Origin of the sequence: Streptomyces sp. NPDC047072 (genome assembly GCF_040643855.1) — a bacterium.
Taxonomy (GTDB): domain Bacteria; phylum Actinomycetota; class Actinomycetes; order Streptomycetales; family Streptomycetaceae; genus Streptomyces.
On the sequence record NZ_JBEYVC010000001.1, the window covers coordinates 85,867 to 101,182 of the forward strand.

13 protein-coding genes are annotated in these 15,316 nt (G+C 73.0%); 10 read left to right on the top strand and 3 right to left on the bottom strand.

What is annotated here, in order from left to right; translation table 11 throughout:
* Positions 1–143: 143 nt before the first annotated feature.
* Positions 144–2,303 (top strand): germacradienol/geosmin synthase Cyc2, encoded by a 2,160-nt coding sequence (cyc2, locus tag ABZ896_RS00375; RefSeq protein ID WP_360919434.1) that lies wholly within the window; start codon positions 144–146, stop codon positions 2,301–2,303.
* Positions 2,304–2,313: 10 nt separating this feature from the next.
* On the opposite strand, the gene ABZ896_RS00380 is transcribed toward cyc2, so the two are convergent.
* Positions 2,314–3,498, bottom strand: coding sequence for a hypothetical protein (locus ABZ896_RS00380; RefSeq protein WP_360919437.1), 1,185 nt, complete (start codon positions 3,496–3,498; stop codon positions 2,314–2,316).
* Positions 3,499–3,663: 165 nt separating this feature from the next.
* On the opposite strand from ABZ896_RS00380, the gene phsA reads away from it, so the two are divergent.
* A complete protein-coding gene (gene phsA / locus ABZ896_RS00385; protein ID WP_360919440.1) occupies positions 3,664–5,538 on the top strand; it encodes an O-aminophenol oxidase PhsA in 1,875 nt (624 codons plus the stop codon).
* Here phsA and ABZ896_RS00390 read toward each other — a convergent pair.
* Positions 5,526–6,263, bottom strand: a complete 738-nt coding sequence (locus ABZ896_RS00390) for a hypothetical protein (protein ID WP_360919443.1) — start codon at positions 6,261–6,263, stop codon at positions 5,526–5,528. The two genes, phsA and ABZ896_RS00390, sit on opposite strands and share 13 nt — an antisense overlap.
* An 86-nt stretch (positions 6,264–6,349) precedes the next feature.
* Between ABZ896_RS00390 and ABZ896_RS00395 the strand changes: the two genes are divergently transcribed.
* The 5 genes from ABZ896_RS00395 (at position 6,350) to ABZ896_RS00415 (ending at position 10,897) form a co-directional block, all read left to right on the top strand.
* Positions 6,350–7,225 carry a LysR family transcriptional regulator gene (locus tag ABZ896_RS00395; protein WP_360919446.1) on the top strand — a complete coding sequence of 292 codons (876 nt, stop codon included), beginning with the start codon at positions 6,350–6,352 and terminating at the stop codon, positions 7,223–7,225.
* A gap of 90 nt (positions 7,226–7,315) precedes the next feature.
* The gene (locus ABZ896_RS00400) at positions 7,316–7,972 is read left to right on the top strand and encodes a PDZ domain-containing protein (protein ID WP_360919449.1); all 657 of its coding nucleotides are present in this window, start codon (positions 7,316–7,318) and stop codon (positions 7,970–7,972) included.
* A gap of 84 nt (positions 7,973–8,056) precedes the next feature.
* Positions 8,057–8,686, top strand: coding sequence for a LysE family translocator (locus ABZ896_RS00405; protein WP_360919453.1), 630 nt, complete (start codon positions 8,057–8,059; stop codon positions 8,684–8,686).
* Between the two features lie 105 nt (positions 8,687–8,791).
* Positions 8,792–9,916 carry an aminopeptidase P family protein gene (locus ABZ896_RS00410; protein ID WP_360919456.1) on the top strand — a complete coding sequence of 375 codons (1,125 nt, stop codon included), beginning with the start codon at positions 8,792–8,794 and terminating at the stop codon, positions 9,914–9,916.
* Positions 9,917–9,940: 24 nt separating this feature from the next.
* A complete protein-coding gene (locus ABZ896_RS00415; protein WP_360919459.1) occupies positions 9,941–10,897 on the top strand; it encodes an aminoglycoside phosphotransferase family protein in 957 nt (318 codons plus the stop codon).
* On the opposite strand, the gene treZ is transcribed toward ABZ896_RS00415, so the two are convergent.
* Positions 10,898–12,643, bottom strand: a complete 1,746-nt coding sequence (gene treZ, locus ABZ896_RS00420) for a malto-oligosyltrehalose trehalohydrolase (protein ID WP_360919462.1) — start codon at positions 12,641–12,643, stop codon at positions 10,898–10,900.
* Positions 12,644–12,807: 164 nt separating this feature from the next.
* Here treZ and ABZ896_RS00425 point away from each other — a divergent pair, with 164 nt between their 5' ends.
* The 3 genes from ABZ896_RS00425 to ABZ896_RS00435 all read left to right on the top strand — a co-directional run bounded on the left by ABZ896_RS00425 (position 12,808) and on the right by ABZ896_RS00435 (position 15,312).
* Positions 12,808–13,359, top strand: coding sequence for a DUF1707 and FHA domain-containing protein (locus ABZ896_RS00425; protein WP_360919465.1), 552 nt, complete (start codon positions 12,808–12,810; stop codon positions 13,357–13,359).
* Between the two features lie 157 nt (positions 13,360–13,516).
* Positions 13,517–14,881 (top strand): M14 family zinc carboxypeptidase, encoded by a 1,365-nt coding sequence (locus tag ABZ896_RS00430; protein ID WP_360919468.1) that lies wholly within the window; start codon positions 13,517–13,519, stop codon positions 14,879–14,881.
* A complete protein-coding gene (locus ABZ896_RS00435; RefSeq protein ID WP_360919471.1) occupies positions 14,878–15,312 on the top strand; it encodes an SSI family serine proteinase inhibitor in 435 nt (144 codons plus the stop codon). The genes ABZ896_RS00430 and ABZ896_RS00435 overlap by 4 nt, the downstream gene beginning before the upstream one ends.
* The last annotated feature ends 4 nt before the right edge of the window (positions 15,313–15,316 follow it).

Consider the following 15,316-nt stretch of genomic DNA (forward strand, 5'->3'; position numbering starts at 1 on the left):
GGGAACGGCAGAAGTCTGCGCGCGTAGAGGTGAACGTCACAAGTCCCCTCCGCAGTGCCCGGATTCACCCCTGATTCACGCGATGGTGTGATCATGTCCCGGCCCGCGGATGGCTCCGGAGCGCCCTGGGTAGGGCCCGGCTCATGACGCAGCAGCCCTTCGAACTCCCGCACTTCTACATGCCGTACCCCGCGCGCCTGAACCCGCACGTCGAGGAGGCCCGCGCCCACTCGACCGCGTGGGCACGCGAGATGGGCATGCTGGAGGGGTCCGGGATCTGGGAGCAGGCCGACCTCGACGCGCACGACTACGGCCTGCTCTGCGCCTACACCCACCCCGACTGCGACGGCCCCGCGCTCTCGCTGATCACCGACTGGTACGTGTGGGTCTTCTTCTTCGACGACCACTTCCTGGAGATCTTCAAGCGCACCCAGGACCGCGTCGGCGGCAAGGCATACCTCGACCGCCTGCCGCTGTTCATGCCGATGGACCTCTCGACGCCGATGCCCGAGCCCGAGAACCCGGTCGAGGCCGGCCTCGCCGACCTGTGGACGCGCACCGTCCCCGCGATGTCCGCCGACTGGCGCCGCCGCTTCGCCGTCGCCACCGAGCACCTGCTCAACGAGTCCCTGTGGGAGCTCTCCAACATCAACGAGGGGCGCATCGCCAACCCCGTCGAGTACATCGAGATGCGCCGCAAGGTCGGCGGCGCGCCCTGGTCGGCCGGGCTCGTGGAGTACGCGACCGCCGAGGTCCCCGCGTCCGTCGCCGGATCCAGGCCCCTGCGCGTGCTCATGGAGACCTTCTCCGACGCCGTGCACCTGCGCAACGACCTCTTCTCCTACCAGCGCGAGGTCGAGGACGAGGGCGAGCTCAGCAACGGCGTGCTGGTCCTGGAGACCTTCTTCGGCTGCACCACCCAGGAGGCCGCCGACACCGTCAACGACGTCCTCACCTCGCGCCTGCACCAGTTCGAGCACACCGCCCTCACCGAGGTCCCCGCCGTCGCCCTGGAGAAAGGTCTCGCCCCGGACGGCGTCGCCGCCGTCGCCGCCTACACCCAGGGCCTGCAGGACTGGCAGTCCGGCGGCCACGAATGGCACATGCGCTCCAGCCGCTACATGAACGCCCGCGCCCAGAGCACCTCCCCCTGGCAGACCCCGACCGGCCGCGGCACCTCCGCCGCCGACGTCGGCGCCCTGCTCGCCGCGGCCGGCGCCGAGCGGCTGCGCGCCTACACCCACACGCCGTACCAGAAGGTCGGCCCCTCGCTGCTGCCCGACTTCTACATGCCCTTCCAGGTCGAGCACAGCCCGCACCTGTCCGCGGCCCGCCCCCGCCTGACCGCCTGGATGCACCGCATGGGCATGCTGGAGGAGGGCGTCTGGGACGAGGACAAGCTCGCCGCCTACGACCTTCCGCTGTGCTCCGCCGGACTCGACCCGGACGCCACCCCCGAGGCCCTCGACCTCAGCTCCCAGTGGCTCGCCTGGGGGACCTACGGAGACGACTACTACCCCCTCGTCTTCGGCCACCGCCGTGACCTGGCCGCCGCCCACCTGACCACCCGGCGCCTCTCGGACTGCATGCCCGTCGACGGCGAGGAGGTCCCGCTCCCGCTCAACGGCATGGAGCGCGGCCTGATCGACCTGTGGACCCGCACCACGGCCGAGATGACCCCGGAGCAGCGCTCCACCCTCAAGGACGCCGTGAACGTCATGACCGAGAGCTGGGTCTGGGAGCTCTCCAACCAGCTCCAGCACCGCATCCCCGACCCGGTCGACTACCTGGAGATGCGGCGCGCCACCTTCGGCTCCGACCTCACCCTGAGCATGTGCCGCATGGGCCAGGGGCCCGCCATCCCGCCGGAGGTCTACCGCAGCGGACCGGTGCGCTCCCTGGAGAACGCCGCGATCGACTACGCCTGTCTGCTCAACGACGTGTTCTCGTACCAGAAGGAGATCGAGTACGAGGGCGAGATCCACAACGCGATCCTCGTAGTCCAGAACTTCTTCGGCATCGACTACCCGACCGCCCTCACCGTCGTCCACGACCTGATGACCCAGCGCATGCAGCAGTTCGAGCATGTCGTGGCGCACGAACTCCCCGTCGTCCTCGACGACTTCGCGCTCTCCGACGAGGCACGCGAGGCCATGGGACGCTATGTGGACGATCTGCGGAACTGGCTCGCGGGCATCCTCTACTGGCACCAGCACGTCGACCGCTACAAGGCCGACTTCCTGGCCCGCCGCGCCCACGGCTTCCTCCCGGACCGTCCGCCGGCGCTGCCGGTCGCCGGATAGGGCACGGACTTCACCGAAGGGCGCTGTGCAGCCTCCGCGCGCGCAGCGCCTGCCACGGCGCGCCCAGCCGCTCGAAGTCCTCGGCGAGGACCTCGAGTTCGGAGGTGTCCAGCCGGCTGGAGTCGTCCTCCCGGCGCAACTGGCTCTGGTCGAGCTCGATCTCGTCGAACCGGCGGATCAGCGCGACCAGGGCCAGTGTGGTCAGCCCCTGGTCGAGCGCGAGGTCGGTCCAGGTGTACAGCGGCTCGTCCGAAGGGTCCGTGCCGAACAGCAGGTCGTCGGTCTCCCGGGCCCAGCGCCGCAGTTCCTCCGGATCGGCGCCGGGCCGGGGTATCTCACTGAGCCCACAGCCCGTGTCGAAGTCCGTGCGCCGCACCTCGTCGAGGAGCGGCAGGTCCTCCGCGCGGCCGTGCAGCCCCACCAGTACGGCGGCCAGCCGCAGTTCGTCCGTCATCGACGACCGCGTCTCGTACCGCAGCAGACGGCGCAGCAGCTCCAGGTCGCCCTCCGCGCGGTCGAACTGCGCGGCCCGCAGCGCGAGCCGACGCCGTACGGCGTCCTCGGCCACCGCCTCCCACACCGCGCCGTCGTCCGCCCGCAGCGCCGCGAGATCCGCGCGGCCCGCCGCGAGCACCGGCTCCCACAGCGGGGGCGGGGGCGGGCCGATCAGGTCGTAGGCGCCGCCCTCCTCAGCGTTGAGGAGCAGGAAATCGGGCTCCGTGCGCAGCAGGGCGGCATGGAGCATCCCCACCAGCTCCACGGCCGAGCGCTCGGGGAAGCCCAGCGCGGCGCGCAGGGTGGCCCGGTCCGCGTCGAGGTCGAAGTCCTCGCGCATCTCGTCCTCCACCTCGGCCACGCGCGCGAGGATCTTCTCCGCGCCGTCCGCCGGGGACAGCCGGAGGCAGTCGCGCCAGCCGGGCAGGCCGACCACGACCTCCAGCGCCCGGTCCACGTCGGAGCCTATGACCCCGGCCCCGCCCTCCGAGTCGGCGTACAGCACGGAGCCGTCCCCGCACACGAAATACGAACCCCCGGCGCTGTCCCCCGCCACGATCTCCAGCGGGCCGCCCGAGGCGAGGCGCACCGGCTCCACATGGCCGTACTCGGCGCGGGCGAGGGAGAAGTCGAAGGGGAAGTCGGCCAGCCCGGCCAGCCGGGGGTCCTGTCGCAGCAGCCGCAGGGCGTCATCGCTCATGTCACAGAACGTAACAGCCCCCACTGACAACGGACTTCGCTGCTCCGTTTGCGGTTTCCAAACCCACTCGTCCGGAATGGGGTATTCGGGGAACTTTGGCGAGACGCCAGGAGTCCTTCGAGGCAAGGGGAACAAACCACAGAACACACGGGGGTGTTCACAGCCTTGACCGAAATCATCGAGAGGATCACCGAGAGCGACCAGAGGCAGGAGACGGAGGCGGTCGGCGAACTGACGCCGTACATCGCCCCGCTGCCCGTGCCGCCCGTCCTGCGGCCCGCCTCCGGCGACGTGCTGCGCGAGACGGAGATCGCCCTGCGCCCGACCTGGGTGCGCCTGCACCCGCAGCTGCCGCCGACCCTGATGTGGGGCTACGACGGCCAGGTGCCGGGGCCCACCATCGAGGTGCGGCGCGGCCAGCGCGTCCGCATCGCCTGGACCAACCGCATCCCGAAGGGCAGCGAGTACCCGGTCACCTCCGTCGAGGTGCCGGTCCGCCCGCCGGGCACCCCGGCCGCCACCACCGAGCCGGGCCGCGAGGGCGTCGAGCCCAACCAGGACGTCGCCGCCCTGCCCGCCTGGTCGGTCACCCACCTGCACGGCGCCCAGACCGGCGGCGGCAACGACGGCTGGGCGGACAACGCGGTCGGCTTCGGCGACGCCCAGCTGTCCGAGTACCCGAACGACCACCAGGCGGTGCAGTGGTGGTACCACGACCACGCCATGAACATCACCCGGTGGAACGTGATGGCGGGCCTGTACGGCACCTACCTCGTCCGCGACGACGAGGAGGACGCCCTCCGTCTGCCGTGCGGCGCACGGGAGATCCCGCTGCTGCTCGCCGACCGCAACCTCGACACCGACGAGGACGGCCGGCTCAACGGCAGGCTGCTGCACAAGACCGTGATCGTCCAGCAGGCGAACCCGGAGACTGGCAAGCCGGTCACCACCCCGTTCGCGGGGCCGTACACCACGGTCAACGGCCGCATCTGGCCGTACGCCGACGTCGAGGACGGCTGGTACCGCTTCCGGCTGGTCAACGCCTCCAACGCGCGCATCTTCGACCTGGTCCTCGTCGACGAGGACGACAACCCGGTCCCGGGGATCGTCCACCAGATCGGCAGCGACGGCGGACTGCTGCCGCGCCCGGTGCCGGTCGACTTCGACGGCGCCCTGCCCACGCTGACCGCGGCCCCCGCCGAGCGCTTCGACCTGCTCGTCGACTTCCGGGGCCTGGCCGGACGCAGGCTCCGCCTGGTCAACAAGGGCCCGAACCGGCCGGCGGGCGTGCCCGACCCGGTGGGCGGTGTGCGCTATCCGGCGGTCCTGGAGTTCCGTGTGCGCGAGGGATGCGAGCCCGACACCTTCGAGCTGCCCGAGGTGCTCTCCGGCTCCTTCCGCCGGCTCACGCACGCGACGGCGCACGGCCACCGCCTGATCGTCCTGTCGCCGCCCGGCACCAAGGGCTCCGGCGGACACCCGGAGATCTGGGAGATGACCGAGGTCGAGGACGCGAGCGGCATCCAGTTCCCGACCGACGGCGTCATCCAGATCACCGGCCCGGACGGCGTGACCAAGACGTACCGGCGCACGGCACGGACGTTCAACGACGGCCTGGGCTTCACCATCGCCGAGGGCAGCCACGAACAGTGGAGCTTCCTCAACCTCGCGCCGATCCCGCACCCGATGCACATCCACCTGGCCGACTTCCAGGCGCTCGGCCGGGACCCGTACGTGACGACGGGCTTCGACGCGGCGGTCGGCGGCACCCGCACACCGATCACGTACAACCCGGCGGTGACCATCCCGCTCGCGCCCAACGAGCAGGGCTACAAGGACGTCTACCGCGTCCCCGGCAACCAGATGCTGCGCATCATGGGGAAGTTCGACGGGGCGTACGGCCGCTTCATGTACCACTGCCACTTCCTGGAGCACGAGGACATGGGCATGATGCGGCCCTTCGTCGTCATGCCCCCGGAGGCCCTGAAGTTCGACCACGGCGGGGCCCACGGCGGACACGGGGAGGGTCACACCGGCTGACGCTCCCGCCGCTCCAGGGCATGCCGTACGGCTGCTCGTGCCAGGGCCCGGACCACCGGGTGCGGGCGCGAGCCGTCGCCGGCCAGCTCCGGCTGGAACAGGGTGGCCAGGAAGAAGGGGTGGCCCGGGAGTTCGGCGATGCGGACCTGGCCGTCCTCGTCGTGCCCGGAGAACCGCAGGCCGTGCGCGCGCAGCGTCTCCAGGTGGCGGGAGGGACCGTAGGCGCAGAAGTAGCGCTCCACGGTCCGCTCCGAGCCGATCACGGACTGGGCGAGTGAGCCCGGCTCGATGCGCACCACGGCCTCGTGGCCGGCCAGCGAGCAGGAAAGCGGCTCGATCAGGAAGTCCTCGGCGTCGGGGTCGTTCTCGGCGTGCGCCACCCGGGCAAGCCCGCAGACGTGACGGGCGAACTCCAGCAGCGCGTGCTGGAATCCGCCGCAGGTGCCGAGGTAGGGGATGCCCTCCTCGCGCGCGGTGCGGATCGCCGCCAGCACGCCCGCCTCGCTGCGGTACGGGCTGCCCGGCAGCACCCACACCGCGTCGAACCCGCGGACGGCCTCCGTGTCCGCGGCCTCCTCGGACGGGATCCAGTAGGCGTCGAGCACCAGCCGGTCGCGCTCCACGAGGGCGTCGAGGAGGCGGGGGATCCGGGTGTGCGACACCACGGTGGGGGAGCGGTCGCCGACCAGGGCGATCCGGGCGGTCTGCGCCGGGTTCGTCGTCATGCCGTCATCCTGGCCGCGCCCGCCCGATCGCGTCCAACGATAGTTTCTACACTCTCGATAAGCATCCCTGATGCGATGCTGTGGGCATGGACCCGCACCTCCTGCACACCTACATCACCGTCGCCCGCCTCGCCTCCTTCTCGGAGGCCGCCCGCGCGCTGGGATACACCCAGTCGGCGGTGTCCCAGCACATCGCGGCCCTCGAACAGGACCTGGGCGCACCCCTGCTCACCCGCCGTCCCGTCGCCCCCACACCGGCCGGCGAGCGGCTGCTGGAGCACGCGGGACCCCTGTTGCTGCGCCTGGACGCGGCCCGCGCGGACGTCGCCCGCATGGTGGCCGCCCCCGCCCACGGACTGACCCTGACGGCCTCGCCCACCGCGCTCGGGCCGCGCGTCCTCGCCGCACTCCCGGCGGCCGGTGTGACCCTGCGCGTGGCGGCCCGTGACGCGGTCCCCGAGGCCGTCGCGACCGGCACGGCCGACCTGGGCCTGGTCGACGGGCTCGCCGCGCCCAGCGACCCCCTGCGGCTGCCGGACGTGGCCCCGCTGACCACGCACGGCATCGCCGAACAGCCCGTCTGCGTCCTGCTGCCCGCCGCTCACCCGCTGGCCCGGCGAACCGGACTGCGCCTCACCGACCTCGCCGACGCCCGCTGGCTGGACGCCCCGGACACCGCCCTGCCGCTGACCCAGCTGCGCGCCGCGCACGGCGGCCGCGGTTTCCGGCCCGCCCTGCGCTACGAGGGCACCGACCTGAGCGTCCTGACCGCCCTCGCGGCCGCCGGACATGGCCTCGCGCTGCTGCCCCGGCCGGCCGCCGAGGGCGTGCCCGGCGCGGTCGCCGTACCGGTCGCCGAGCCGCGGGTCGTGCACCGGACGGAACTGCTGCATCCCGGTTCGCCGAGGGGAGCGGCGGCGGACCTCGTCGACCTGCTGCTCCCGGAGGCTTCCCGCCCCTGACCGGGAGTCAGTCTCACTCGTTCGTGGCTCGTCGCGTGCCGGTGCGCCGGGTAGGGAGTCGGCCGGTGGTGATCCAGCCGGAGGCGATCCATGGAACAGACTGTGTTGCGCCCCAAGCCGATGCCCGGCCAGGAGCCCGGCGGCGGCAGGAAACCCGGGTCCGCCCGGCGCCCGCATGCCGCCCGACGGCGCGGGCGACGGCTGACGACCCTGTTGACCGGCCTGTTCGTCGCGCTCGTCCTGGTGCTGACCGGGGTCGGCCTCGGCACGGTCGGCGCCACGGTGATCGGCATGAGCAAGCTGGCCGAGCTACGGCGACAGCTGCCGGGTGCACCGCAGGGCAGCCCCGGGAGCGGCCCGTCCGTCGCAGAAACGGGCAGCTCCGCGAGCGGCCCGCACGCCGCGCAATCGGGCGGCCCCGGGAGCGGTCCGTCCGCCGCGCCGGGCACCTCCCCGTCGACGGCCCTCTCGCCCGCGCCGCCCGCCGCCACGCTCGGCCTGGAGGCCGTGGACGCCGAGAAGGTGGGCGCGCTCGTCGTCGGCGTCCACATCCCGGGTCCCGGCTACACGGCCGGTCTGGTCCGGGGCGACGTCCTGCTCGCCTTCGGCCGCACCCGCGTCGACTCGGCCGCCGACCTCGCCCGCGCGGTCGCCGCGGCCCGCCCCGGCCGCGAGGTCCTCCTGACGGTCCGGCACCGCAGCGGCGGCTACCAGCAGCTGACGGCCGTACCGGGCGTCGTGACCTGACTCCACGCGGCCGGCGGCCGAGGCCCGTCCGGATCCCGGTGAAAACCACTGGTCCGGATCCGTCCGCCGGGCCACCATGAGCCCATGCCGACCACGCTCCTCGCCTTCCTGGGCGCCTGCACCCTCATCGCCGCGTCCCCCGGACCGAGCACCGTGCTGATCATCAAGCAGTCGCTGCACAGCAGGCGCTCCGGCTTCCTGACCGTGCTCGGCAACGAGACCGGCGTCTTCGTCTGGGGCGTCGTCGCCGCGCTGGGCCTGACCGCCCTGCTCACGGCCTCCGAGATCGCCTACGACGTGATGCGCGTCGTCGGCGCCGTCGTCCTGGTCGGCTTCGGCGTCCAGGCCCTGCGCCAGGCCCGCCGTGCCGAGGCGGGCGCCGAAGGCGGGGCGGGGGAGTGGCAGAGCGGCGGCAGGACCGGCTGGGCCGCCTACCGCGCGGGCCTGCTGCTCAACCTCGCCAACCCCAAGGCGGCCGTCTTCGCCCTGTCCTTCCTGCCGCAGTTCGTGCCCGAGGGCGCCCCGCACCTGCCCACCATGGTCGGCCTCGCCGCGCTGTGGGCGGTCTACGAGGTCGGCTATTACGGCCTCTACGTGTGGTTCGTCGGCAGGCTGCGCACGGTGCTGTCCCGCGCGGGCGTGCGCCGACGCCTGGAACAGGTCTCCGGAGGCGTCCTGCTGCTCCTCGGCGTCCGCATGGCCCTGGAGAGCTGACACCGGCCGGGCGGGCCGCCGTAAAGACGCGCCGACCGCTCGCGCACCCCCCGCCGTCCGGGCAGGATGCTGCCCGTAGACCCGCACCCGCCCAGGGAGGCCCGGATGACCGGTACCGCAGCGCCGTTCGCCGCCGACGACTACAGGTCCCGCATGGAGCGTGCGACCCGGTCGGCCGCCGAGGCCGGGCTCGCCGGACTCCTGGTGGCCCCCGGACCCGACCTGGTGTGGCTCACCGGCTACGAGCCCCCCGCCGCCACCGAACGGCTCACCCTCCTGGTCCTCGTCCCCGGCCGGGACCCCGTCCTCGTGGTGCCCACCCTGGAGGCCCCGGACGCCGCCAAGGCCGTCGGCGCCCCCGCCCTGACCCTGCGCGACTGGACCGACGGCAAGGACCCCTACGCCGCCACCGCCGCCCTTCTCGACCCCAAGGGCGGCTTCGGCGTCAGCGACAACGCCTGGGCCCTGCACCTGCTGGGCCTGCAGAGGGCGCTGCCCGGCACCACCTACGCCTCCCTCACCGAGGCCCTGCCCATGCTCCGCGCCGTCAAGGACGCGGCCGAGCTGGAACTCCTGGCAGCCGCGGGCGCGGCTGCGGACGCAACGTTCGAGGAGATCCGGAAGGTTCCCTTCGGCGGCCGCAGGGAGTCCGAGATCGCCGCCGACCTCGCCGATCTGCTGCGCGGCTTCGGCCACTCCCAGGTCGACTTCACGATCGTCGCCTCCGGACCCAACGGCGCGAACCCGCACCACGAGGTGGGCGACCGGGTCGTCGAACGCGGCGACATGGTCGTCCTCGACTTCGGCGGTCTCAAGGACGGCTACGGCTCCGACACCTCCCGCACGGTCCACGTCGGCGAGCCCACCGACGAGGAGCGCCGGGTGCACGACCTGGTGCGCGCGGCCCAGGAGGCCGGCTTTCGGGCCGTGCGGCCCGGTGTGCCCTGCCAGGAGGTCGACCGCGCCGCCCGCGCGGTGATCGCCGACGCCGGGTACGGCGAGTACTTCATCCACCGCACCGGGCACGGCATCGGCGTCACCACGCACGAGCCGCCGTACATGATCGAGGGCGAACAGCAGCCCCTGGTGCCCGGCATGTGCTTCTCCGTGGAACCCGGTGTCTATCTGCCTGGGCGGTTCGGGGTGCGCATCGAGGACATCGTCACGGTCACCGAGGACGGCGGCCGCAGGCTCAACGACACCACCCGCGAGCTGGTGACAGTGGACTGACGCGGTATCAGGAACGGCACGACCATGACCCAGGCACCGACACCCACCGCGGACACCGTCCGCGCGCTGGTCCGTTCCCTCCTCAAGGACACCTCCAAGGACACCTCCAAGGGCACCCCCAAGGACGCCTCGAAGGCCAGTGAGAACGGCACCGCCGGCCCCGACGTCCGGCCCGTCGCCGACGGGCACTCCACGTGGTGGGTCGGCAGCCGCCATGTGCTGCGCCTCGCCCCCGACCGCGAGGCGACCGTGCGCAGGCGCCGCGAGCTGCGGCTGCGCGACCTGGTCCGCCCGCACGTCCCGGTCGCGGTGCCCACCAGCGTGGCGCAGGGCGAGTGGGCGCCGGGGCTCGCGTACACCCTGGACACCAAGGTGGCCGGCGGGTCGGCGGAGGAGCACGACGTCTCCGCCGTCGGCGAGGCCGACCTCGCGGGGCTGCTGACCGGGCTGCGCGAGGTTCCGCTACGGCAGGCCGAGGCGCTCGGCGTGCCACGCGTGGCCCCGCGGTCGCTGGAGGCGCTGCGCAGGGAGGCGGGGCGGGCCGCCGAACTCCTCGGTGCGGCGGACGAGTTCGACCCCGTACGGCTCCAGCAACTGACCTCGGCGGCCGCGGTGCAGCTTGCCGCGCAGGCCGGGAGTGCGGTGCTGGTGCATCACGGGCTCACCGGGGAGCACCTCGTGGTGAGCGCCGACGGTCGGGTGCGGGGGGTGGTCGACTGGACCGACGCGGTGGTGGGTGATCCGGCGGAGGACATCGCGGGTCTGGCGTTGGCGGTCGGGTCACCCGCGGCCGTGCGGGCGGCCACGTTGGCGGGCTACGGTGCGCGGCCTTGTCTGCGGGGGTTGTGGCTCGCCCGGTGCGACAGCGTGATCCAGCTCGCCGGGAATCTCGATGACGCGCTTCTGCGGGTGCGGTTGCGGCGGGCTTGGGAGGCGATTCTGTTGGAGCGGGTGACGGAGCTTCGAGGGGACGAGATCTAGTCACGCCTGGAGCAGCACCACACACGACTCCCCAGGCACATGCAGCACCCCGTCCGCCCCCGGCGCCTCCACCGGCTCCCACGCCGCCAGCACCGTTGCCTCCCGCGGCCCCAGCGGGATCGTCGCCGGCGACTTCGCCAGGTTCACCGCTACCCTCACGTCTCCCCGGCGGAAGGCCAGCCAGCGCTGGTCCTCGTCATAGGCCACCTTCGTGTCCGCCAGGTCCGGGTCCGTGAGGTCCGGGTGTGCTCGGCGGAGGGCCAGCAGACCGCGGTACCAGGACAGCACGCGCGCGTGGGGGTCGCGTTCGGGTTCCGTCCAGTCGAGGCAGGAGCGGTCCCGGGTCGCCGGGTCCTGGGGGTCGGGGACGTCCTCCTCGGCCCAGCCGTGCGCCGCGAACTCCCGGCGCCTGCCCCGCCGTACGGCCTCCGCGAGCTCGGGATCGGTGTGGTCGGTGAAGAACTGCCAGGGCGTGCCAGCGCCCCACTCCTCGCCCATGAAGAGCATCGGCGTGAACGGCGCGGTCAGGGTCAGCGTCGCCGCGCAGGCCTGGAGCCCGGGCGGGAGGAGGGCCGAAAGGCGGTCGCCCTGGGCGCGGTTGCCGACCTGGTCGTGGGTCTGGCTGTAGCCGAGCAGCCGGTGCCCCGCCACCCGCGCGCGGTCCAGCGGGCGCCCGTGGCGGCGGCCGCGGAAACTGGAGTACGTGCCGTCGTGGAAGTAGCCGCCCGTGAGCGTCTTCGCCACCGCCGCGAGGGGCGCACGCCCGAAGTCGGCGTAGTAGCCCTGCGCCTCACCGGTCAGCGCGGTGTGCAGGGCGTGGTGGAAGTCGTCGTTCCACTGCGCGTGCAGCCCGAGGCCGCCCTCCGCGCGGGACGTGATCAGCCGCGGGTCGTTCAGGTCGGACTCGGCGATCAGGAACAGCGGCCGGCCCAGGTCGGCGGAGAGGGCGTCGACCGTCGTCGACAGCTCCTCCAGGAAGGGGTACGCGCGCGTGTCCGCCAGCGCGTGCACCGCGTCCAGGCGCAGCCCGTCGATCCGGTAGTCCCGCAGCCACGCCAGTGCGCTGTCCAGCAGATACGCGCGCACCTCGTCCGAGCCGGGCGCGTCCAGGTTGACGGCCGATCCCCAGGGCGTGTGGTGCGTGTCCGTGAAGTACGGGCCGAACGCGGGCAGGTAGTTGCCGGACGGGCCCAGATGGTTGTGGACCACGTCCAGGACCACTCCGAGGCCCAGTTCGTGCGCCCGGTCCACGAAGCGCTTGAGGGCCTCGGGACCGCCGTACGGCTCGTGGACCGCCCACAGGGAGACCCCCTCGTAGCCCCAGCCGTGGCGGCCGGGGAAGGGGCACAGGGGCATCAACTCGACGTGGGTGACGCCCAGTTCGACGAGGTGTTCGAGACGTCCGGCGGCCGCGTCCAGGGTGCCCTCGCGGGTGTACGTGCCCACGTGCAGCTCGTACAGGACCGCGCCCGGCAGCGGACGGCCCGTCCACGGCGTACGCCAGGTGTACCGGTCGTGCTCGACGACCGCGCTGAGCCCGTCCGGGCCGTCCGGCTGGCGGCGCGAGCGCGGATCGGGCAGCACCGGGCCGTCGTCGAGCGCGAAGCCGTACCGGGTGCCGTCGGCGGCCTCCGCCTCCGCCCGCCACCATCCCGCGCGTTCCGGATCGCGCTCCAAAGCGTGCGTGGCGCCCTCGCGATGGAGCGTCACTCGGCCGGCCTGCGGTGCCCACACCTCGAACTGCACGGACGGTTCCCCTTCGTCGGCTCACCGGGACGTAGCCTGTCCATGGTGCTCCACGCACGATCAATCCGCTTTTGAAAGCCCCCTTTTGCGGCGGGTGTCGTGCGCGTAGCGGTCGTAGTCCCGTTTTCTGGACACGTGACGTTCACTGCCCGACAATCACCAACGTGACATCGTCCTTCGAGTTCAACACGTACCCCGCGCGGCTGTCCGACGCGGAGCGCGACAAGGCGCTGCAGGTACTCCGTGACGGTGTCGCCATGGGTCGTCTGTCCCACGACACGTTCGTGCGGCGCATGGAACTGGCCCTCGTCGCGCGCCGCTCCGAGGAACTCGCCGCGCTCACCGCCGACCTGCCCACCGAGAGCCGTCTCGCGCGCGTGGTCTTCGGCGCCGTGGAGGCCGTCTCCGGCTTCACCGTACGGCTGCGCAGGGCCTGGCAGTCCGAGCGGCTGCCCAAGCTGCTGCTGCCGCACCCCGGCAGCGGCCACCCCCTGCGCATCGGCCGCGACCCGGCCAACGGTCTGAGGCTGACCCACGAGACCGTCTCCCGCGTCCATGCCGAACTCAGCCGGCAGGGCGGCATGTGGGTGCTCAGGGACCTCGGATCGACCAATGGCACCACGGTCAACGGCCGACGGGTGATCGGCGCGGCCGTGGTCCGTGAGGGCGACCAAGTGGGCTTCGGGCGCATGGCGTTCCGGCTCGCGGACGGCTGAGGGACGGCTGAACGCGACGACCCCGTACAGGCTCTGGCCTGGGCTTCACCTCTCGTGGCGGTGCAAAAACCGTTCCTCCGCACACTGTTGACGTACCCGACAAGTCGTGACTGACTGTGCGTACACCATGCACATCAGGTGAACCGACGGCACCACATTGTGGAGGTGTGCCCTGCCGCCACTCCTCCGCTACCCGACCGTCGACGAGCTCGGGGCCCGGGCCGCCGCCCTCGTCGCCCGCCACCCCCGGGACGCCCGACTGCGCCGCGCCGGCACCTCCCGCGCCGGGAACCCCCTGTGGCTGCTCTCCGTCGGCCACGGCGGCCGCCAGGCCCTGATCGTCGCCGGACCGCACGCCAACGAACCAGTCGGCGGCGCCACGGTGTTGAGGCTCGCCGAGCGGGCGCTGGCCGACCCGAGGCTCACCGAGGCCGCCGACGCCACCTGGAACCTGCTGCTCTGCCTCGACCCCGACGGTCTGCGCCGCAACGAGGGCTGGCTGCACGGCCCGTACACCCTCGACCGCTACTTCCGGAACTTCTTCCGGCCCGGCTTCGGCGAACAGCCCGAGTGGCTGCCCGACGGCGCCGAGGGCGCGGCGCTGCCGGAGACCCGCACCCTGCTCGCCCTCCAGGACGAACTGCGGCCCTTCCTGCAGTGCTCCCTGCACGGCGTCGACGTCGGCGGCGGCTTCGTCGAACTCACCCGCGACCTGCCCGGCATCGCCCGCCGCCTCGCCCACACCGCGGCCCGGCTGCGCATCCCGCGCGAACTCGGCCCGTACGACACCCTGTACTGGCCGCGCCTGGGCCCCGCCGTCTACCGCATCCCCCCGCCGCGCCCCGGCGACCTCGCCGCCGCCATCACCGAGGCCGCCGTCGAGTCGACCTGGTACCACCCGCACCGGCACGGCACCGTGACCGCGGTCGTCGAGGCGCCCATGTGGGGAGTCGCCGCCGTCGAGGACGCGAGCCCGCCCGCCGACGCGTCCGCCGCCCTGCGCACCGTCAGCCACACGCTCCGCCGCGACGCGCGGCTCCTGGAGGACGTCCTCGCGCGGATCCGGCCCCATGTCGGCCACGCCCCGGACGCGGCCCGGCTGCTCGCCCCGGTCGAGGACTATTTACTGGTCTGTCCCGGGCTCGCCGACGCTTGGGACCCGGACGTCGCCGACGACGTCCGCCCGCTGCCGCCGCTGACCACCGGCCACCTGGTCGCCCTGCGGATCGCCGGGCGGCGGCTCGCCCTGCGCACGGCCGGGCTGCTGCACCAGGTCGTCACCCGCGCGGGCCGCGACCCGGCCGGCGCGCTGCCGGAACTGGACCGGCTCATCGACGTGTGGTGCGGCGACTACCTCGACGGCTGCGGGGCCCGCTGGATCCCCGTCGAACGCCAGGTCGAGTACCAGTCCCGGGTGGTGCGCGCCGCGTTCGAACTCGCCGCACGGCACGCGCCCGCGTGCTCCCGTTCGGGTGAGCCGGGGTGGGGTTCCGAGGCCGCCGTGCCGATGCATCGGGAATGACGTACACGATCACAGCGGCAGGGGCATCTTCGGTGGTACGGCGCGTGGTGCGCGCGGCGCTGCCCGCCGCTGCCGTCCTCCTCCTCGCCGCCGCAGCCCCCGTCTCCGCCCAGCAGGCCGGCGGCAACTGGCTCTTCGTCTCGGTCACCACAGGCGACGGCCGCTCCAGTGACACCCGCGGCACGCTGTTGCTCTGCAACCCGCCCCAGGGGCACGGCCGCGCCGCCGAGGCCTGCGCCCAACTCGCCGCCGCCGGTGGTGACATCGAGGCCGTGCCTCCGGCCGACGTCGCCTGTCCGATGATCTACGCACCGGTCACCGCCAAGGCGCGCGGCCAGTGGGACGGACGGCCGGTCGAGTACCAGGAGACCTTCTCCAACGGCTGTGTGCTGGCGGCCCGGACCGGGGCGGTCTTCGCGCTCGACGGCTGAGCCC

Coding starts and splice junctions, on each gene's coding strand:
- cyc2 (WP_360919434.1), top strand. CDS start 144: ATGACGCAGCAGCCCTTCGAACTCCCGCACTTCTACATGCCGTACCCC.
- ABZ896_RS00380 (WP_360919437.1), bottom strand. CDS start 3,498: ATGAGCGATGACGCCCTGCGGCTGCTGCGACAGGACCCCCGGCTGGCC.
- ABZ896_RS00390 (WP_360919443.1), bottom strand. CDS start 6,263: ATGACGACGAACCCGGCGCAGACCGCCCGGATCGCCCTGGTCGGCGAC.
- ABZ896_RS00395 (WP_360919446.1), top strand. CDS start 6,350: ATGGACCCGCACCTCCTGCACACCTACATCACCGTCGCCCGCCTCGCC.
- ABZ896_RS00400 (WP_360919449.1), top strand. CDS start 7,316: ATGGAACAGACTGTGTTGCGCCCCAAGCCGATGCCCGGCCAGGAGCCC.
- ABZ896_RS00405 (WP_360919453.1), top strand. CDS start 8,057: ATGCCGACCACGCTCCTCGCCTTCCTGGGCGCCTGCACCCTCATCGCC.
- ABZ896_RS00410 (WP_360919456.1), top strand. CDS start 8,792: ATGACCGGTACCGCAGCGCCGTTCGCCGCCGACGACTACAGGTCCCGC.
- ABZ896_RS00415 (WP_360919459.1), top strand. CDS start 9,941: ATGACCCAGGCACCGACACCCACCGCGGACACCGTCCGCGCGCTGGTC.
- ABZ896_RS00435 (WP_360919471.1), top strand. CDS start 14,878: ATGACGTACACGATCACAGCGGCAGGGGCATCTTCGGTGGTACGGCGC.